Origin of the sequence: Vibrio sp. HI00D65 (assembly GCF_001635455.1) — a bacterium.
Taxonomy (GTDB): Bacteria; Pseudomonadota; Gammaproteobacteria; order Enterobacterales; family Vibrionaceae; genus Vibrio.
This window is the reverse complement of sequence record NZ_LWEH01000144.1, coordinates 35,073-53,357: the sequence shown is the minus strand read 5'-3', so window position 1 is coordinate 53,357 and position 18,285 is coordinate 35,073. Positions and strand designations below refer to the sequence as shown.

Sequence of the window (18,285 nt, the reverse complement as noted above, 5' to 3'; positions counted from 1 at the left end):
TATTGGTGCCTCCCAAAAATAACAAAGCCCGTTTAACGACGGGCTTGTTATTTTCTTCGCACAGTTCAGGTGAAGGACAGCGGGATTTTCCTTACCTTTTTGCTAATTTTCTTGCTTGATTTATTTGGATTTCTTTTGCTTGAGTTTGGAATCATCGCACCTCCTAAATCAATTTACTGAACTTTACTTTTTACAACCGGTTGTGTTGCTTGGTGTTGCATTTTGTAGCTAACAGTGAGGGTGTTCACTGTATGGGTACTTATCAATGGAGAGATTAACAAGCATTTTAAGTGAAGCATAAAGAGTGCCAAAACGTAAGTTATTGACTCTTTGTTGTCATGGCTAACGAAGTTCGATCTGTTAGTATTTTTGATTCTCAAATTGAGAAAATGTCGGTTTAAACTGCTTAAATTAAGAACATCCTCTCAGCTTTAGTTGATATAAAGATAGATACAGCCTCACTTAACACGTAAACTAAATCGTAATCCCATAGACCAAGGATGTGCTATGAACCTCAAGCTAGATACTCTCGCTCCTACTCAGATTTACCACCTGATGACGCAAACCGTTGTCCCTCGTCCTATCGCGTGGGCATTAACGGAATCTGCTGACCAAGAATACAATTTAGCGCCTTTCTCTTATTTCACGCCTGTTTCAAGTAATCCGCCACTGCTGATGTTATCGGTCGGGAAGAAGCCATCGGGAGAAATCAAAGATACCACTCGTAATGCTCATGAGACGGGTAAGCTAGTTATACATATTGCATCGTCGAGTTCAGCTGAAGTGATGACCGCTACGGCCGCTACCCTTGAGCATAATGAGTCAGAAGTAACCGCGAATAACATTGAATTAGTTGAATTTGAGGGTTTTTCTTTACCGAGAGTGAATCAGTGCGCTGTGGCTTTTGGTTGCACACTCTACGAGGTCAAAGAAGTTGGTGAGGTGCCACAAAGCCTTATCTTTGCGCAAATCGAGAAGGTATATATAGCTGAAGAGGTGATCGATAAAGAGAGCGACCGCCTGAAGATAGATGCGCTCGAACTGGATCCTTTGTCTCGTCTTGGTGGTGGTGAATATGCCACGCTATCTAATGTGCTCTCGGTGGCTCGTCCTAAGTAAGCGTTATTCTATTGGGCGTCAACCGAATAATAACGCCAAACCCATTTTGCAATCTAAGTACCAATAATTTTATGTTAGATACCAAATACTCACAGCAAATCCAACACCGTATTGATCAAAAAACTAAGCCGCTTGGGGCATTGGGTTTACTTGAAAAAGTAGCCTTTCAATTAGCATTAATTCAAAGCCAAGGACAAGAGTCGGCGGTTGAACATATCGAATTGAACAAGCCCAGCATCATTATATTCGCAGGCGATCATGGCATCGCTGACGAAGGTGTGAGTATTGCGCCAAGCGCCGTCACGAAACAGATGGTCTTGAATTTCTTAAATGGTGGCGCGGCGATCAATTGTTTCTGTACATTGAACAACATCGACATTACGGTGGTCGACACAGGTATCTTATTACCCGTTGAAGCCGATTCTTCAATGCTAGTGTCACAACGCTTAGGGACTCGAACCAATAACTTTGCCAACCAAGCCGCAATGAGTTTAGAAACGGTAGAACGTGGGATTGAATTGGGTGCAGATCTTGTATCTAAAACCATTTCGAATGGCACCAATATCATCATGTTTGGCGAGATGGGTATCGGCAATACCAGCAGCGCGTCAGCGATTTTAAGCGCACTAGCAAAGCGAACTGCGGCAGAGTGTGTTGGTGTAGGTACAGGCATCAATCACGAACAACTCGCACGTAAAGTGTCGCTGGTTGAACAAGGTGTTGCGCGCTGTAAAGGGCTCGATCCTAAATCGATTTTAGCTCAAGTCGGTGGTTACGAGATCGTGCAAATGGTCGGAGCCTTCCTTGGTGCATACCACAACAGAACACCAGTATTGGTCGATGGTTTTATTGTGTCAGTTGCGGCGTATGTTGCGACCTTGATTGAGCCGAATTGTCGCGATTACATGATCTTCGCACATCGCTCTGAAGAGTCAGGGCACAAAATTTTACTAGACCTGCTCGATGCTGAGCCTTTGCTCGACCTTGGTTTAAGGCTAGGTGAGGGGACTGGAGCCGCACTGGCCATGCCAATCCTCCAAGCGGCGGCTGAGTTTTACAACAATATGGCGAGTTTTGAGAGCGCTGGAGTCACGGTTTAATGAGTAATACGCCACGAAGATCGTTAAAAGATCGCGCAACTTATCAATGGGAACTGTTTTCGTTAGCCATGGGTTTCTTTTCTCGTTTACCGATGCCAAAGAATACACCCTATTCAGAAGAGCGCATGAACCGCTCTGGCCGTTACTTCTCTACTGTTGGCTTACTCCTCGGTGTGTTGTGCGGTGGCGTATTTTTGTTGCTTGATGCAGTACTACCAAGTGCCATCACCATCTTTTTGATGATGAGCTTCAGCTTGATGCTCACTGGCGCCTTCCATGAAGATGGCCTAACCGATATGGCGGATGGCATTGGTGGTGGCATGACGCTCGAACGCCGTTTGACCATCATGAAAGATAGCCGAATTGGCACTTATGGCGCATCTGCTTTGATAATGGCGCTGCTTGGTAAGTGGGTGCTGTTGAATGAATTGGTCAGCATGGCCGGATTGTTCATGGTCATTGTAACCGGCTACACCTTCAGTCGTGCGATTGCGGCATCTCTTATTTACGACATGCCTTATGTCAGCGATTTGGATACTAGCAAGAGCAAGCCTCTCGCCAATAAGCAAACTAAGGGCGAACTGGTTTTTCTTATGCTGATTGGTTTGTTGCCAAGCTTGTGGTTTGGTTTGGCGTTTACCTTTGTATTAGCACTCGTTGCTTACGTGTTCAGGATAGGATTCAAAAAGTGGCTCATCGCGCGAATCGGTGGCTTCACCGGAGACTGCTTGGGCGCTGCTCAACAGTTAATGGAACTACTGATTTATATCGTGTTTGCCGCGGCTTTTTATAACAGCTTTATGTAACGCATTCAGGTGATTAGAGGTCATACATGACAACGAATAATCAAGCGTATCAGAGTCAACGACATCTTGTTTTAGGTGGCGCACGCTCGGGTAAGTCGAGCTTTGCAGAACAACAAGCATTATGTGCGCTCGCAGCATGTTCAAATGGTCGTTTACATTACATTGCGACCGCCACGTATCTAGACGCTGAAATGCGTGAGCGAATCGCTCATCATAAAGACCGCCGTGGTACACAGTGGATAGAACATGAGGTACCTGTCGAATTAGCCGCTAAACTGCAGTCATTTAAGAAAGACGATGTGGTACTGATTGATTGCTTAACACTATGGCTCAATAACATCATCTTCGAATTGGGGCATGATGCAACTAATGACCAGGTTGAGTCCGTGATTGAATCCTTGGTTGCAAGCGTAGAGCAAAGCTCAGCACAGATAATCATGGTGTCGAACGAGGTGGGTTTAGGGGTTGTTCCTCTAGGTAAAGTATCGCGCTTATTTGTTGATAATGCGGGTCGCATGAACCAAGCACTCGCTCGCGTTGTCGAACATGTCACTCTGATAGCCGCAGGGTTGCCACTGCATCTAAAGCCTTCAAGTCACTCTATCAACGCCCAAGGCTAGGTTACTGATATGGTCAATGGAACCACTAAAAACATCTATTTGCTCAGACATGGCAAAGTGGAAGGGAAGGCTGCGCTAAACGGTGTCTCTGACGTATTGGTAAATTCGGAGCTTCAACAACAGATTTGTGACGCTATGGTACATCAAGGTATAGCAGTTGACTCTGTCATCACTTCACCGTTGAGACGCTGCAACGACTTAGCTAACTTGTATGCGGAGCGCATGTCTGTGCCTTTGTCTGTTGCTCCTGAATTTCAAGAAATGAACTTTGGCGAAGTGGATGGCATCGCATTTGATGAGCTCAAAGACAAGTGGGCAATGCTCGACACCTTTTGGCAAGACCCATCGAACCATAAGCTGAGTGGTGCAGAAAGTTTACAGAACTTCCACGAAAGAGTAACTCAAGCTTGGTCGCAACTTTTGAACGATCCAAGTGACAATCTATTGTTGGTTACTCATGGTGGCGTTATTCGTATGTTATTGGCGTATTGCCTTGATATTGATTGGAAAAATCCGAGTTTGTACTCAAAGTTGTCGATCGATAATGCGTCGATAACCCATATTCAAGTTACTCAGTTCGCGCAAAGCTTTATCAGTGTTAAAGCGATAGGGCTGCCCGTACTCTGAGTGCCAAAGTACAGTTATAACAAACAATAATTTTAAACGTATAAACAGAAATAAAGATAGAAGTAAAAGGCGGTGTCTAAAACCGCTGTACCAGATTAGTATTACTACCTACGTGAAAGGAATTTAGTCATGACAACACCTAGTTGGGATTTAAGCATTGCTTACCGCGGTCTTGATGATGCAAAAATTGAGAAGGATATTGAACTGATTCAACAGTGTATTGAACTGTTACATCTTCATGTTGAAAAACGCCACATCATTTTGGCGATGCAAAATGCCATCCAAACTTCAGAAGCGGCTGGTACATTGCTTAGCACTATCAATACCTTCGCTAATTGCCACGCGTCAGTGGATGCGACACACACAGAAGCAAAAGCGTTGCTTGGCCGTGTTGCAAAGCTGAACTCTGAAATGTCACAAGCATTTAGCCCATACGAAGACACTTTGATTCACGCAGAACCCGAGTTTATTGATGCCGTTTTAGAACACGAGAGCGCAGATGTTGCGGGCCAGCGCTTTGCGATTGAAAGCTCACGTAAATTAGCTAGTAGTCGACTCAGCGTTGCAGAGGAGCAGTTATTAGCAGCGATGAAAGTTGATGGTCGTGATGCATGGGGGCGTTTGTATGACAACCTAACCGGTTCTTTGAAACTGTCGCTAAAACTTGATGGTGAAGAAGAAGCGCTCGGTTTCTCGCAAGCTGCGAGCTTGCTTTATGGCAGTGAATTCGACAAACAAGAACCAGCATGGCGCGCTGTTCAGGGGGCCATGAAGACGCACCAAGAGTCATTTGCTTCGATCTTAAATGCGCTGGCAGGTTGGCGTCTGACAGAAAATAAAAAGCGTTCGAAAATCAGCGATGTACATTTCTTAGATCCTAGCTTGCATGGCAGCCGCATCGTGCCTGAAACATTAGACACTATGATGTCTGTTGCTAAAGCGAATCGCGTAGTAGGTCAGAAAGCGGGTCTATTAATGGCAAGAGTTCATGGCTTAGATGAAATGAAGCCATGGAATCACTTAGCTGCGATGCCGCCACTAGGTGAGAGCGAATCAAAGGTTTACCCATTTGGTGAAGCGATTGAAGTAATCAAAACCGCTTTTGCTGAAGTGAATCCAGAGATGGCTGATTTTGTCGCTTTAATGGTCGAGAATGGTTGGATTGATGCCGCACCATCAGCCAACAAACGCTTAGGCGCGTACTGCACAAAGTTTGCTGCGACACGCACACCACTGGTGTTTATGACATGGAGTGGGAGCCGCTCTGATTTAATGACACTGGCACACGAGCTTGGTCACGCGTTCCACAACTGGGTAATGAAAGATATGCCGTTGTGTAAGACACGTTACCCAATGACGCTTGCTGAAACCGCCTCTATTTTTGCTGAAAACATCGTGCGCGATTACTTACTTAAACAAGCACAAACACGCAATGAGAAATTAGAAATGCTATGGGAAGAACTGTCTTCTTCGTTAGCTTTGATGATAAATATCCCAGTACGTTTTGAGTTTGAAAAAGCGTTCTATGAGCAGCGTGAAAAAGGTGAACTGACGGCTCAACAACTGTGTGACCTGATGGAGCACACTTGGAAAGAGTGGTACGGCGATGCAATGACTGAGGCCGATCCTTACTTCTGGGCGAGCAAGTTGCACTTCAGCATCTCTCAGGTGAGCTTCTACAACTACCCGTACCTATTTGGCTACCTGTTCAGTAAAGGCGTATACGCTCAACGTGATGCTAAGGGCGAACAGTTCTATGACGACTATGTGTCTTTGTTGCGTGATACCGGCAGCATGATGGCGGAAGAAGTGGTTCAAAAACATCTTGGAATGGACCTGACTAAAGCCGATTTCTGGCAACAAAGTATCGACATGGTCAAAGTTCAAATCGATGAATTTGAAAGATTGCTCAATCAGGAAGATTAATTGATCTCAATCTGTTCATGGTAGGTCAGAGTCGTGTTAGCTTACGTGGCTCTTATCTTGCTGAACTAACCTGAAATAACGAAAAATCGCTTTAAATGAGAAAGTTATTTAGCACAGGCCTCGGTTTGTTAATAAGCAGGAAATATAAATATATGGGTAGTATTTGTGAGTGATAACGGGTTTTCTATTGATAAGTGCGATCCTAGCAACACAATTTCTATGTACAATTTATTAACATACGGCCGTGCAATTAAGGAGTAGCGCATGACGAAGACCCTATTTCGCCAATCATTTCTTTTTGACAGCCTAGATCTTGAGCAAGAAGTGTTTGCAGGACAGACCGTACTGGGTAACGGTGTTCAAATTAAGCTTCATCAACGTGGTGTATTGGAAGTCATTCCCGCGGATTACAATTCTGAAACCAAGAACATCATCTTTTCAAGCGGTGTACATGGCGATGAAACGTCACCAATGGAGCTGATTGATAAGCTCGTTGAAGATATTGAAACAGGCTTTCAGGCAGTGAACGCTAGATGCTTGTTCATCATAGCTCACCCAGAAGCAACCAACGCGCATACCCGCTTTCTTGATGTGAATATGAACCGTCTGTTTGATGACAAACAGTACGAAAGTAATCGAGAAGTGGATATCGCCCAGAACTTAAAGTTCCTGGTGACAGAGTTTTACAAAGAAACCAAGCCAGCAACTCGTTGGCACTTAGATCTACACTGTGCAATCCGTTTATCTAAGCATTATTCATTTGCAGTGAGCCCCAAGGTTCGCCACGAAGTACGTAGCAAAGAGTTATTCGACTTTATCAACAGTGCTCACGTTGAAGCCGTGTTGCTGTCAAACGCGCCAACCAGCACTTTCAGTTGGTACAGCGCAGAAAACTTCGAAGCGCAAGCCCTGACTATGGAACTCGGGCAGGTTGCAAGAATTGGTGAGAACCAATTGGATAAGTTAACCGCTTTTGATTTAGCAATGCGCAATTTAATCGCGGAAGTAGAGCCAGAGCATCTACCTAAGCCAACCATTACTTATCGAGTGAGCCGTACTATTGTTCGTTTACATGATGATTTCGACTTCATGTTCTCAGACTCTGTAGAGAACTTTACTGCCTTTAAGCACGGTGAAGTCTTTGGTCATGATGGTGACAAACCATTGATGGCGAAGAACGAAAACGAAGCGGTGGTGTTTCCTAATCGTAATGTTGCTATCGGTCAACGAGCAGCATTAATGGTGTGTGAAGTGGAAACGCGATTCGACCATGGTCAGTTGGTTTACGATTAATCAGTAGAAGCGCTCATGGTTCGTTGATTAACCGCTCAACTGGTTTAAATATCAAGGTTCACATTACGGTGTGAACCTTGAGTTTATTTGGGGATACAGGTAAGGTGACGCGAACAATTTCAAAGTAGCTTGATATGGATTTCCAACAACTTCTTCACCAAAAACAGCGTAAATGGACGCGAGCCATTTATCTGATGGCAGCACTGCTTATCGCGCTGAGTGCTATTTACCTAATGGTTGGCGATCTCTTCATTTACCCTCTGGGCACTTTGTCCACATTAGAACAAAAACTACTTATTGATTTACGATTACCTCGACTATTGGCGGCTATTGCCATCGGGGCAGGGCTAGCTGTTTCTGGCGCAAGCTTACAAGTATTGTTGGGGAACGTACTCGCAGAACCGGGTGTACTCGGCATTTCTGGCGGCGCAAGTCTCGCTATGGTGATTGTGTTGTTCTTCTTGCCGTTTGCTCCTACCCCTGAACTCTTTATGGTCGCAGCGGTGTTAGGGTCACTCTGTTTCACAGTGATTTTGGTAAGCATGGTAAAAACAATGCGGCTTACCACGACCAAGCTGCTGCTGGTGGGGGTAGCACTAGGTATTCTTTCTGGTTCGATGGTGACATGGGCATTCTATTTCAGTGATGACATGAGCCTTCGTCTGTTGATGTACTGGCTAATGGGTAGCTTAGGCGGCGTGAATTGGTATCAACACTCGCTGACATTAGTGATGATTCCTGTGATTATCTGGTTGTGTCTGCAAGGCAGTAAGCTCGACAAACTGATGATTGGTGAGATCCATGCGGCGCAACTTGGCGTGAATGTGCCAAAGTTACGTTGGCGCTTAATCTTCGCAGTATCTATTTTGGTTGGCTGTGCAGTGGCGTTGGGCGGTGTAATCAGCTTTGTTGGTTTGGTTGTGCCACACTTACTGCGTTTAACAATAGGTACCGATAATAAATATCTACTGCCTTTGTCTGCCTTTGCGGGGGCTGCGCTGCTGGTGTTTGCTGATATTTGCGCACGAACCTTACTTGATTCTGCAGAATTACCTTTGGGTGTGATGACCACAAGTATCGGTGCGCCTATCTTCATTTGGATGTTAATTAAAAATCATGATTCAAATTAAGAGCCTGAGCGTCGGCGCTCGTTTATTACCCCTATCATTTGAGCTCAAGCCGGGTCAAGTGACTCATGTTATTGGGCCTAATGGCAGTGGCAAGAGTACTTTGCTGGAAGCCATTTCGGGTATTGGTGACAGCTATAAAGGTGATATCAAGATCGATGAAAAAGACCTATCTGACTTATCGTTACAGGACCTATCATTGCACCGTGCGTACTTGTGTCAGAGTGCAAGACCGGCTTTCAACTTAGAAGTGTTCCAATACCTGGCACTATCGCTACCAAGCTCATCACAGGGGCTTGATGCTGAAATCAATGCAGCCTTGGAAGAGATAACCCAGATGCTCGACATAGCGGATAAGCTTCATCGCTCAATTCAAGCTTTGTCTGGTGGTGAGTGGCAGCGGGTTCGATTGGCAGGCATGTGTCTACAAGTTTGGCCAACACTTAACCCATATGCGAAGTTACTGATCTTAGACGAACCGGCGGCACCGTTGGACATTGCGCAAGAAGCGTTACTCTATAAGCTTATTGAAAGAGTGGCACAAAAGGGCATCGCAGTAATCATGGCAAACCATGACCTTAACCGTACCCTAAGACACGCCGATCAAGTGCTACTACTCGACAAAGGCGTTTTACAAGCTTCTGGTACCGCGGCAGAAGTACTGACTCCAAAGCAACTTGAGTCTGTATTCAACACTCAAGTGAAAAGTGTGGCTGTTGATGGAATTATGGTATTGCTGTTTCAATAAACCAAGGGGCAGTCAATTGAAAAATAAAACCCTAATTTTTATCGATATTAACACCTTTCTTTAATAAATTGTTGATTTTGTTGTCTTTTATTGTTGTTGGAGAAGCGTGAAAAAACGAGTAAAGCCGATTAAATCAAACTATAACCGAGATTTGTCGCCACTAATTTTCGAGTGGATTTGGTTCAACGGCTTGTATTAAGTGCTCTGGTGCGAAGTGCGAATAAGCCATAGTTTGCCCTATCTTCTGGTGACCTAAAATACGCTGTAACACCAAAATATCGCCACCATTCATCATAAAGTGGCTAGCAAAGGTATGTCGAAAAACATGAGTGGCTTGCCCTACGGGTACATGGTTTGGTAATGCTCGTTTAACACACATCCAAGCCTTTTGGTAATTGATATTGAATACTGGCGTGACCACTTACGGAGTTCCTTAAAATCTCTTCATATAGAGTAGGGGAAATAGGAATGGATCGATTCTTCTTACCTTGCGTTTCAGTGAAGGTCAGCTTGTATTTTGTTATTTGTGAATGTTTGAGTGAAAGAGCTTCTCCTATACGGCATCCAGTAGCCAAACAGACTTTAGCTACAACATGAATCTGTTTTACTGGAAGGCTATTATCAACAGCTAAAGCACTAAGAACGGTAGGAATTTGCTCTTTTGTTAAGTAGCTAAGTTCTTTCTCTGAAATTTGACGAGTTCAATATCCGCTAAAGGATTGGGGTACATCCGTACTTTTGGTGAAATAGAAATGGACTTGTTGCAAAAATTGAAGATGTGTCTGAGGTGCCTAACTGAGCACCTCCTTTCATGCATAAATTCCAAAGATATTGAAGAGTTCATTGAGGAAGGCGGATCTCTCCTGCACCCTCAGCTTAGGCTCGTCACGACGTAATAATTTTAATTTCCCACGGTTATTGGGCTAACGACAAAGTCACTTGGTAGGAAACAACTGCAGCAGCAACGTGAAGAATTCAGCAACCGAATTGATGCAGCAGGAAACACCAGCAAGAAAACTGACAAAACGCAAAGCCAAAGATCATTTGAAAAGCTGGACCAAGTGGGACGCTATCGTGGTGAATTTAGTCATCGCCATATTTTGGTTGATGAGTACAGTATTGAAGAAGTGATCGGCAAAAAGCTCATTGAGGCACTAGGCGCGATTAACTTATTAGCAGGTGATGACATTGTGCTAGGCAGTTTAGGAAACATGCAGACAGCTACCGCAGGCGAATTAGTGGATATGATTGGCAAAGTACGTCGAAGTATTGCTGCAGAAAACCAATGACTACAGGTACTCAAAACATGGATTGGCTCAAAAGAAGAGAATGTGCTGATTTTGCTGACTGAACTTATGTAGGTAGTAAAAGAACTCGCGGACATGCTGGCCGGCCACACGCATAGCGGTGTTGTAGCTGGGTCATCAACAACCCAAGCCCTAATGCAAGAAAGTGGCATTCGTGATCATGGCTCGGATAGCTCCAAACTTAACGTGCGATCAACCCCATTGATTCTTTAAGTTGATTGATAACTCAATTGTTATTAATAGGGGTAATTTTATGGGAGAGGGGCTCAATTTATAAATTTGGGGGTATCCTCCATCTGAAAAAGTGAAAAGAATCAGCGATCTTTCTGTATCATTTCGAACTTATTTTAATTAAATCATGATTTTAACTATGAATTTACGTTCGATTATTTCCGCCTGCGCGCTGCTGAGTTGTAGCCACACCTTTGCTAGTGAGCCTGAAACGGTGACTTGCGAATCAAATAAACCAGGAACCGTCATGGTTCAAGAAGATGAATTGTTTGTTGTCATCAATGACGCACTCATTCGCAATTCAGACTACTGGCAAAACTTTCTGGATGGCAACATGAAGCTCTGCACCACTCACGTAACAGACATGAGTGACCTGTTTTCTAAAGACCAATACTTCAATCAGGACATCAGCCGTTGGGACACCTCTCGTGTGACTAATATGGACCGAATGTTCTCTGGTGCCAAGCGCTTTGACCAAGACTTAACCTACTGGGACGTCAGGCGCGTCTCTCGTCATACCGACTTCGCTAAAGGCAGTGGCCTGTCTAAAGAAAGCTTCCCACTTTTTAAGCAATAACGTCTACTCAACCCTAGGAAAATACAATGAAAAGAACCATAACCTCACTTCTCGTGGGCGCCGTCGCGCTTGCTAGCCAAACCGCATTTGCCGCTGATATCTCAATAAAATGCCCCGACCAAGCCGTTAACTCAGTGATGCTTGAAAATGGTCAAGTCTATGTGGTGGTGGATAACACCCTGATAAAAAACGAGACGTTGCTCGATAAATTAGAGCAAGGCCTCATAGGATTTTGCACCACAAAGGTTACGGATATGAAAGACGTTTTTAGAGATCGCGAAGCGTTTAACGCTGATATTAGCGATTGGGATACATCTAATGTTGAGAGGATGGCTGGGATGTTTAGTTATGCAAGAGCCTTTAACCAAGATATTGGTGATTGGGATACATCGAATGTCACAGGAATGCGCCAAATGTTTTATGGAGCTAGTACATTCAATCAAGATATAGGTCATTGGGATACGTCGAAAGTGACGGATATGGCTATGATGTTTAACAATGCAGGGGCTTTTAACCAAGATATAGGCCACTGGGATACATCGAATGTTACGAACATGGCTGCGATGTTTAAGAGTGCACGAGTTTTTAATGCAGACATAGGACATTGGGATACATCGAATGTTACGAGGATAGATGTGATGTTTGATAGTGCAAGTGCCTTTAACCAAGATATTGGTGATTGGGATACGTCGAATGTCAAATATATGTATGGCGTGTTCGCGAGTACACAAGTATTTAACCAAGAAATCGGTGATTGGGACACATCGAATGTGACCAATATGGGAGGCCTGTTCTGGAAGGCACAAGCATTTAATCAAGATATCGGTGAATGGGATACGTCAAATGTGACGGATATGAGCTGGATGTTCGAAGCCACAAAATCATTCAACCAAAATATAGGTTATTGGGATACATCGAATGTGACTAGTATGAAAAAAATGTTTGAACAGAATAAAGTTTTTTCCCAAAGTTTAACCCGCTGGAATGTGAATAAGGTAACAGACCACACTGATTTTGCGAGAGACAGTACTCTGACTGAAGAACAACTACCGTATTTTGTAGACTAACCCTCTCATCGGTTTAACTAAACAAAAGCCAGTGTTGATTGGTTCAGCACTGGCTTTTTTGTTGGTTGAGTTATTCAGGAAAAAGAGTGATCCGTGCCCACAGAACCGGACATATCACGAAGTGACTTTCAAATACTAAAAATTATCTGTATTTTTCTAGCTTGAGTAATTGCCCTAATAAGATTTGTCCAAAAGTTTCACAGGTGGTATTCGTAACTCAGAAGTGCCCCATTCGAAGTTACGCCTGAATAGCGCAATAATTCTGACTTCTACCATAGTGACTAATAACCCTTTCTGAGTTTACGAGATTTTCAGCCGATGAATCTTGTCACTACCTTCTCGACCATCCAAGCTTGAAAGTAAGCCGAGACGAGTTGGAAAGTTTCTCCCAATTTCGTTCACCCGTTAATATTTAGAGCTAACTTGCTATTCATCTTGGGCTTGGAGTACGTTGGCTAAATTTTTAACCTAACTTTTTTTGGGGGGCGTTATCTATACAAAGCTATTTAAAAATAGATACTTGCTGGAAGTGCCTAGATTATTCTATGTCCATCTGCAACCATTCCTTGTCACCTTCTTCAACTTCAGCCATCTCTTGTATCAATTCTTCAGTTATTGAAGATCTCCAAAAGCAGATGCCTAGTTCAGGAAAGCTATACGAGTAGCCAATCTCTGGGTCGCTTTCATCGAGCTTTCCGTATTTTTTTACATGTGTAATAACATCACTCACCTCTAGTGAGAACAAATCGACACCTTGAAAAAGTAATTTAAGCGGAATGTTGTCGTTGAAGCCAATCCAATCCACTAAGCCAGTATCCTTGGAGTATGTAATTTGAATCGCGCTTTCAAGAAAATAGTCGTTTTCTGGGAACTCAATCCCAGAGTTAGAGTGAGCAGGAATGTTCTCAGGGATACTACCTATAGCTTCTCTTATCTCCACTTTATTCATACCTAGACGAATTTTCCCAGCACCACAAAGAGGGATAATTTCTAACTCATCCATAATCGACATTACCTAATCAATTGTTAATTTATCACCTATATTCAGAATGATAACAGTATTGCCCATAGACTTCAGTTTGCGAGCTACCTTGCATAACTAGCGGCTTATCTTGACAAAATAGGCAATCAAAATTTAAAAAATCCATTTGCGCAACGCTCGTTATTGTGTGTTTCTGTTCACTAACGGCACTTTAGCAAACGGTACCGTTCTGCGTTTTGCATTGCTGTAACTTATCCGAAAGATGGATTTGGGCCGAAGCGCCCAACTCAGTTTTGTCCAGAGGCTTGATAGAGCTGAAGTTTTACTTATGGCAATTTTTGATAGCAAACACATACATTTACCATAATAGGAATTAGTGCGAAACGAATGAGCGATCATTCATTATTCATTATTCATAATTCACTTAGTTCGAGGTGAATGAACGTTCATTCATGTGGTACGCTTAATCTTAAAGCTGGCGTTATCAGTTTAAGGGTGTTATTAATAATCCTCCATCATCTAATAACAAAGGAATAAATAATGGAGCAATGGTTACCTAGCTTAATGACGGCAACGCCTAGTGAGGGTTTTGAACTGGCGATTAAATTGAGCAGAATGGGGGTGAAGAAAACTCAACCAGATATGGAGGTTTTACATAAATTAAGGCCTGAATACTCAGAAAGTGCATCGTTGCTTATCGAGTCATCAAAGACAATCGCAATGCATTTTCAGACAGTATCTCAAGCCAATAACTATTGGAGAGATAGTTAAGCCTTATGGTTGTATAAGCCATTTTACAACGTTTTTTACCCATTGGTGGTTCGGTTTGCCAAACGATACTTAGTGCGCACCTAACATAAACCAATCCTCTCGCTAGTGTGATTTTACTCATCGCACTGGCTATTAATAACTTGCTTTGCAATAGGTTTTCTAATTTAGAGAAAGCGCTAGCACATTTTTGTCCAAAAATGAGTTTCAAATGTTTGTAACTGGCAAATGACAAATTAACCCTTTTTCAGGCCTCGTATTAACTATCCCGATTGATGTTAGAGCACGTCAAACATCAGATATAGAGTGGTTAGATGGGCAATAAAGTCGCCGCCATATTGTCGCCACTTCTCAATTGATTTAGTTGCAAATCATTGTTTTAAATTGTTATTTTTATCAATCAATAAAACCCTAAGTTTTATTTCCGCGTGAGGGTTTATCGCCGATTTCTACCCGATCTTATTCTCTTTTATATACTACTTCTCGAAATTTTAATGTTAACAACAGTCTGTATTTGATAACAATTGTTTTACTTCAAAGCTATTTGGATGCATAAAAAATCAAGGTGACAGTTATTTTATCATAAAATAAAATAATTACCTCGCTATATTGATTTATTTGTGTGATGTTTGCGTTGCATATGTTCTTTGTATGCCTCTGGGTGTTTGGGTTGTTTTTTTGATGATTTGTTCGTTAAAAACAACCCTTATTAGCATAAATACTTTTAATTTGTGTTTGCACTGTAATCAATCCAATAAATCAAATACTGAGAAAACATATGAATATTACTATAAATAAGCTAGCACTGGGCATATCATTAGCCATGGTCCAGTATTCTGCATTTGCTGATCACAATACCTTTCCTACACTCAACAGTTCACATGAACATAAGTTTAAAGCCAATAGTCAGCTTTCTAGAGAATCTGAATTAACTTTCAACTTCGTGTTAAATAATGGTCCTAGAAATAAGTTAGATACTTTATCTAAGTCTTACTTAAATCAAATTGAAACTATTGATAAGAATAATCCTTTTTATGATGAAAACCGTGTTAACCGTGATGCAGTAAAACAAGAGGTAGCTGAATCAATACAATATTATTTAAAGCATCAGTTAGTGTTGAACCCAAGGTTCGCTATATTGGGCGGGAAAGTTGAGGAGTGGTGTTTGGAGGCACTTGACTCTACCTGTGTAAGTCCGATTGAGCCATTTGGACAGTTGGCACACCTGGATAGTGCAATGGCAACTTCGGGTGGTTTTACACTTATTGTCGGCAAACCTCATAGCCAAGCAACAATTAAAACGATACTTCAAACCGTACCTGGGCAGCGCTATACGCTTTCTTTTGACATCACTGGTGAATTTGTTAAGCATCCCGGACTCTCTTATACATATCAACCACTAAATACACGTGTGTCCATAGGGGGGGAGGATGCGCTAATCACTAAAGCGCATCCTTTAATTCAAGAAGAGTTTTGGTCTGGGGGCGTTTATGGGGTTGTAGATGCACCGTGGGATAACAACGAAAACGGCCGAAATCATTGGGAAAAGGTTGAACTGCAGTTTGTAGCAACGCAAGAACAAACTATCTTAAGTTTCACAAATCTTGCTAGAACGAACAGTGGTCAGCAGACATCACCAACAATGCTCTCTAACATAATGGTTTATGATGATGTGACAGCAGATAAAGGCCTTCAGCCAGGTAAAGTTGCGGTTATCGCCACTGCTGGCGTGAGCGTTGCTGCGCTTGCTGGGACGACAGTTTATCTGGCTCGCAAAGGTGTTTTTCAAGATGTATTCCAAGCTCTTGGATATTCTGCAACTACAGTTGGTCCTGGTACTGACGCTATGAAACTGAATGCTGCTTTCGATGATATGTATGAGATCCTGCAAGGAAATGGTGGTAAGCAAGCTTTAGAAAATTATTTAACCTTTCCTACTAGAGAGTATGGCGCTGAATATTTTGAGAATCAGATTTCAGAGTCCGATCTTAACTTTATGACTGATATGGGATTTAAAGAACTCCACACTGGTTTGCCAGCCAATCAGCTCCCATTTGATGAGAGCGCGACATACATCACAAAAACGGTTTCAGATATCGCGCCTATAGAAGAACAAACTGTCATCAAGTTTGACTCTCAAGAGGCTGCTGCAAGTTTTGTTAGGCAGTTAGATTCGTACTTATTGAGGGAAGAAGACGCTATCCCAGGGATCAGTCAGTATGTGAATAGTATAAGTGTCATTGTTGGTACTGATGAAGCAAATGCAGTTGTAGCTGAGCATGAATCTGTAATTATTCTTCACAGTGCTAGTGAGTTTGAAGCTGGCGATGCTGGTCTTATGGGAGTAGGCGAATTTGTTGCCAGGTTTGCGGTTACCAACGGTTTTGAACAGTCTATCGTTGATAGTCTGCCGTTCATCTACAACTCAACAAGCCTCGCAGGTGTTGGTTGGAGTTCAGTCATAGAAGACGTAAGTCAGGCTGCAACTACTGCCATTCATAGTTCCTACCAAGTCGGGATGACTGCAGAAGAGTTTTCTGCAGCAGCAATGGAAGCTTTGGAGGTTGCTGGTATCGTAGCGTTACTTTAGTCCCAATTTGATAATTTCATTAACAGGGCGCTGAAGTATAAGCCTTGTGCTTCTTACGGTCTATCAATTCTAACGCCCCGCACAACCCTTCATTTTGGGAGTTTTACCTAACCAAACCAAATGCAGACCTGAGTAAAGGTTTGGCTTGGGGTGACTTAGATCTTATCCAAAATGGCGCTACAGAGATGTAGCGTCATTTTTTGTTCAAGGTGTTTATGATCTCGTAGCACGAAATGGTAAAACTCAGTTGGAAGGATTGACTAGAATTATGCAAACGCGACAAGTGCATAGGAAAAACATGAGTCACTTTATCTTATTTAAATGGATGCTTATTAGCTCGAAAGAGGGCTAATAATGTACGAACTAACACTAATTCTTAGCTTAATGATGGGTGGCGCTACGGCTGAAATGGAAGTGAACACGCAATTCACGAGCCTTGAAGAATGTAACCAAGAAGGTGCAGCTCTAGCTAAGAAGTTAAACACTACCGATTTAAAAGTCATGCAAGTTCAATGCGAGCGTGACTAACCTCAAGATATAATTTATAAGCACTGGGCACAGAAGTTTGTGCCCATGTTGCCTCATCTGTGTATATACCATTAGCGCAATGTAGCCTTTCTGAGTTAACTTTTTAGCATCAACCATTAATGTTTCATTCAAATCATTGGCTCGCCTCGTTGATACTCATATTTACTAAATTGTTAAATAGAAACAATTTTATCTAACCTATTGTTAAATATTTACTATTTGATAGTGTGTCTAGGTGCACAAAAAAGTGTACTTCAGATTTAGCAAAAAATAATAACAGTAGGAGTTGCGATGAGTATTGTAGTGAGACGCTCTGAACCGTCAGATGCAAAGGGAATAAAAGAAGTTTACGAATGCACTAATGCTTATACCGGTACGCTGCAACTCCCAAATCCATCTTTGGAAACTTGGCAAAAACGAATCTCAAATGTTCCAGATAATGTGTACTCTTATGTCGCGTTATTGGACGGAGAAATTGTTGGTAACCTAGGTTTAGAAGTGTGTGTAAACCCAAGAAGGCGTCATGTCGCTTCTTTTGGTATGGGTGTTAAAGACGATGTTTTAGGCAGAGGTGTAGGTAGTCAATTACTCGCAACGGCAATCGACTTATGTGACAACTGGATTAACATCAAACGACTGGAACTCACCGTCTATACCGATAACGAACGAGCGATCAGCCTATATAAGAAGTTTGGCTTCGTGATTGAAGGGGAGTCAGCAGGGTTTGCCTTCAGAAATGGCGAATATGTGGCGGCTTACCATATGGCGCGACTGGTATAAGGTCTAGGTTCGATTAATAGATAATAAAACGCCACGTTGTTATAACGTGGCGTTTGCTATTTCAGTTGGCTGCTTACTTAAAAGCCAAT

19 protein-coding genes and 2 pseudogenes are annotated in these 18,285 nt (G+C 42.6%); 17 read left to right on the top strand and 4 right to left on the bottom strand.

Going from position 1 to position 18,285, the window contains the following annotated elements:
• Positions 1-507 precede the first annotated feature (507 nt).
• The 9 genes from A3712_RS12500 (at position 508) to btuD (ending at position 9,366) form a co-directional block, all read left to right on the top strand.
• Positions 508-1,119: a flavin reductase family protein gene (locus A3712_RS12500; protein ID WP_063523706.1), complete on the top strand. Its 612-nt coding sequence runs from the start codon at positions 508-510 to the stop codon at positions 1,117-1,119.
• Between the two features lie 71 nt (positions 1,120-1,190).
• The gene (gene cobT / locus A3712_RS12495) at positions 1,191-2,219 is read left to right on the top strand and encodes a nicotinate-nucleotide--dimethylbenzimidazole phosphoribosyltransferase (protein ID WP_063523705.1); all 1,029 of its coding nucleotides are present in this window, start codon (positions 1,191-1,193) and stop codon (positions 2,217-2,219) included.
• Positions 2,219-3,025 (top strand): adenosylcobinamide-GDP ribazoletransferase, encoded by an 807-nt coding sequence (locus A3712_RS12490; RefSeq protein ID WP_063523704.1) that lies wholly within the window; start codon positions 2,219-2,221, stop codon positions 3,023-3,025. The genes cobT and A3712_RS12490 overlap by 1 nt, the downstream gene beginning before the upstream one ends.
• Positions 3,026-3,051: 26 nt before the next feature.
• Entirely contained in the window at positions 3,052-3,645 is a 594-nt protein-coding gene (gene cobU / locus A3712_RS12485; RefSeq protein ID WP_063523703.1) for a bifunctional adenosylcobinamide kinase/adenosylcobinamide-phosphate guanylyltransferase, read from the top strand.
• Positions 3,646-3,654: 9 nt separating this feature from the next.
• Positions 3,655-4,272, top strand: coding sequence for an alpha-ribazole phosphatase family protein (gene cobC / locus A3712_RS12480; RefSeq protein WP_063523702.1), 618 nt, complete (start codon positions 3,655-3,657; stop codon positions 4,270-4,272).
• A 129-nt stretch (positions 4,273-4,401) separates the two neighbouring features.
• Positions 4,402-6,198 (top strand): M3 family oligoendopeptidase, encoded by a 1,797-nt coding sequence (locus A3712_RS12475; RefSeq protein ID WP_063523701.1) that lies wholly within the window; start codon positions 4,402-4,404, stop codon positions 6,196-6,198.
• 264 nt (positions 6,199-6,462) lie between these two features.
• Complete coding sequence (locus tag A3712_RS12470; RefSeq protein WP_063523700.1) at positions 6,463-7,491, top strand: succinylglutamate desuccinylase; 1,029 nt, start codon at positions 6,463-6,465, stop codon at positions 7,489-7,491.
• 134 nt (positions 7,492-7,625) lie between these two features.
• A complete protein-coding gene (gene btuC, locus A3712_RS12465; protein WP_063523699.1) occupies positions 7,626-8,621 on the top strand; it encodes a vitamin B12 ABC transporter permease BtuC in 996 nt (331 codons plus the stop codon).
• Positions 8,608-9,366, top strand: coding sequence for a vitamin B12 ABC transporter ATP-binding protein BtuD (gene btuD, locus A3712_RS12460; protein WP_063523698.1), 759 nt, complete (start codon positions 8,608-8,610; stop codon positions 9,364-9,366). The genes btuC and btuD overlap by 14 nt, the downstream gene beginning before the upstream one ends.
• 160 nt (positions 9,367-9,526) lie before the next feature.
• On the opposite strand, the gene A3712_RS28860 is transcribed toward btuD, so the two are convergent.
• The 3 genes and pseudogenes from A3712_RS28860 to A3712_RS28850 all read right to left on the bottom strand — a co-directional run.
• Positions 9,527-9,787: a tyrosine-type recombinase/integrase gene (locus tag A3712_RS28860; RefSeq protein ID WP_063523697.1), complete on the bottom strand. Its 261-nt coding sequence runs from the start codon at positions 9,785-9,787 to the stop codon at positions 9,527-9,529.
• Entirely contained in the window at positions 9,735-10,019 is a 285-nt protein-coding gene (locus A3712_RS28855) for a hypothetical protein (protein WP_443083593.1), read from the bottom strand. The genes A3712_RS28860 and A3712_RS28855 overlap by 53 nt, the downstream gene beginning before the upstream one ends.
• A 156-nt stretch (positions 10,020-10,175) precedes the next feature.
• Positions 10,176-10,262: pseudogene (locus A3712_RS28850) on the bottom strand (IS6 family transposase); the annotation flags it as partial.
• A 165-nt stretch (positions 10,263-10,427) separates the two neighbouring features.
• Between A3712_RS28850 and A3712_RS28290 the strand changes: the two are divergent.
• The 3 genes from A3712_RS28290 (at position 10,428) to A3712_RS12440 (ending at position 12,548) form a co-directional block, all read left to right on the top strand.
• The gene (locus A3712_RS28290; protein ID WP_063523696.1) at positions 10,428-10,655 is read left to right on the top strand and encodes a hypothetical protein; all 228 of its coding nucleotides are present in this window, start codon (positions 10,428-10,430) and stop codon (positions 10,653-10,655) included.
• Between the two features lie 388 nt (positions 10,656-11,043).
• Positions 11,044-11,481, top strand: coding sequence for a BspA family leucine-rich repeat surface protein (locus tag A3712_RS12445; RefSeq protein WP_063523695.1), 438 nt, complete (start codon positions 11,044-11,046; stop codon positions 11,479-11,481).
• Positions 11,482-11,507: 26 nt separating this feature from the next.
• Complete coding sequence (locus tag A3712_RS12440; protein ID WP_063523694.1) at positions 11,508-12,548, top strand: BspA family leucine-rich repeat surface protein; 1,041 nt, start codon at positions 11,508-11,510, stop codon at positions 12,546-12,548.
• Positions 12,549-13,086: 538 nt separating this feature from the next.
• Here A3712_RS12440 and A3712_RS12435 read toward each other — a convergent pair.
• Entirely contained in the window at positions 13,087-13,551 is a 465-nt protein-coding gene (locus A3712_RS12435; protein WP_063523693.1) for a hypothetical protein, read from the bottom strand.
• A gap of 519 nt (positions 13,552-14,070) precedes the next feature.
• Between A3712_RS12435 and A3712_RS12430 the strand changes: the two genes are divergently transcribed.
• The 5 genes and pseudogenes from A3712_RS12430 (at position 14,071) to A3712_RS12420 (ending at position 18,196) form a co-directional block, all read left to right on the top strand.
• Positions 14,071-14,301: a hexameric tyrosine-coordinated heme protein gene (locus A3712_RS12430; protein WP_082856232.1), complete on the top strand. Its 231-nt coding sequence runs from the start codon at positions 14,071-14,073 to the stop codon at positions 14,299-14,301.
• A 775-nt stretch (positions 14,302-15,076) separates the two neighbouring features.
• Positions 15,077-16,888, top strand: coding sequence for a hypothetical protein (locus tag A3712_RS12425; RefSeq protein WP_231891800.1), 1,812 nt, complete (start codon positions 15,077-15,079; stop codon positions 16,886-16,888).
• Positions 16,889-16,953: 65 nt separating this feature from the next.
• Positions 16,954-17,058 (top strand): annotated as a pseudogene (locus tag A3712_RS27380) (lytic polysaccharide monooxygenase); the annotation flags it as partial.
• Positions 17,059-17,242: 184 nt separating this feature from the next.
• Positions 17,243-17,416: a hypothetical protein gene (locus tag A3712_RS27790; RefSeq protein ID WP_197465820.1), complete on the top strand. Its 174-nt coding sequence runs from the start codon at positions 17,243-17,245 to the stop codon at positions 17,414-17,416.
• Positions 17,417-17,707: 291 nt separating this feature from the next.
• Entirely contained in the window at positions 17,708-18,196 is a 489-nt protein-coding gene (locus A3712_RS12420; protein WP_008217559.1) for a GNAT family N-acetyltransferase, read from the top strand.
• Positions 18,197-18,285 lie beyond the last annotated feature (89 nt).

What these genes read in the sequence shown, in the direction of transcription:
- cobC (WP_063523702.1), top strand. Translation starts at nt 3,655, where the DNA reads ATGGTCAATGGAACCACTAAAAACATCTATTTGCTCAGACATGGCAAA.
- A3712_RS12435 (WP_063523693.1), bottom strand. Translation starts at nt 13,551, where the DNA reads ATGGATGAGTTAGAAATTATCCCTCTTTGTGGTGCTGGGAAAATTCGT.
- A3712_RS12420 (WP_008217559.1), top strand. Translation starts at nt 17,708, where the DNA reads ATGAGTATTGTAGTGAGACGCTCTGAACCGTCAGATGCAAAGGGAATA.
- A3712_RS12490 (WP_063523704.1), top strand. Translation starts at nt 2,219, where the DNA reads ATGAGTAATACGCCACGAAGATCGTTAAAAGATCGCGCAACTTATCAA.
- A3712_RS12445 (WP_063523695.1), top strand. Translation starts at nt 11,044, where the DNA reads ATGAATTTACGTTCGATTATTTCCGCCTGCGCGCTGCTGAGTTGTAGC.
- A3712_RS12500 (WP_063523706.1), top strand. Translation starts at nt 508, where the DNA reads ATGAACCTCAAGCTAGATACTCTCGCTCCTACTCAGATTTACCACCTG.
- A3712_RS27790 (WP_197465820.1), top strand. Translation starts at nt 17,243, where the DNA reads ATGTACGAACTAACACTAATTCTTAGCTTAATGATGGGTGGCGCTACG.
- cobU (WP_063523703.1), top strand. Translation starts at nt 3,052, where the DNA reads ATGACAACGAATAATCAAGCGTATCAGAGTCAACGACATCTTGTTTTA.
- cobT (WP_063523705.1), top strand. Translation starts at nt 1,191, where the DNA reads ATGTTAGATACCAAATACTCACAGCAAATCCAACACCGTATTGATCAA.
- A3712_RS12425 (WP_231891800.1), top strand. Translation starts at nt 15,077, where the DNA reads ATGAATATTACTATAAATAAGCTAGCACTGGGCATATCATTAGCCATG.
- A3712_RS12470 (WP_063523700.1), top strand. Translation starts at nt 6,463, where the DNA reads ATGACGAAGACCCTATTTCGCCAATCATTTCTTTTTGACAGCCTAGAT.
- A3712_RS12440 (WP_063523694.1), top strand. Translation starts at nt 11,508, where the DNA reads ATGAAAAGAACCATAACCTCACTTCTCGTGGGCGCCGTCGCGCTTGCT.
- btuC (WP_063523699.1), top strand. Translation starts at nt 7,626, where the DNA reads ATGGATTTCCAACAACTTCTTCACCAAAAACAGCGTAAATGGACGCGA.
- A3712_RS12475 (WP_063523701.1), top strand. Translation starts at nt 4,402, where the DNA reads ATGACAACACCTAGTTGGGATTTAAGCATTGCTTACCGCGGTCTTGAT.
- btuD (WP_063523698.1), top strand. Translation starts at nt 8,608, where the DNA reads ATGATTCAAATTAAGAGCCTGAGCGTCGGCGCTCGTTTATTACCCCTA.
- A3712_RS12430 (WP_082856232.1), top strand. Translation starts at nt 14,071, where the DNA reads ATGGAGCAATGGTTACCTAGCTTAATGACGGCAACGCCTAGTGAGGGT.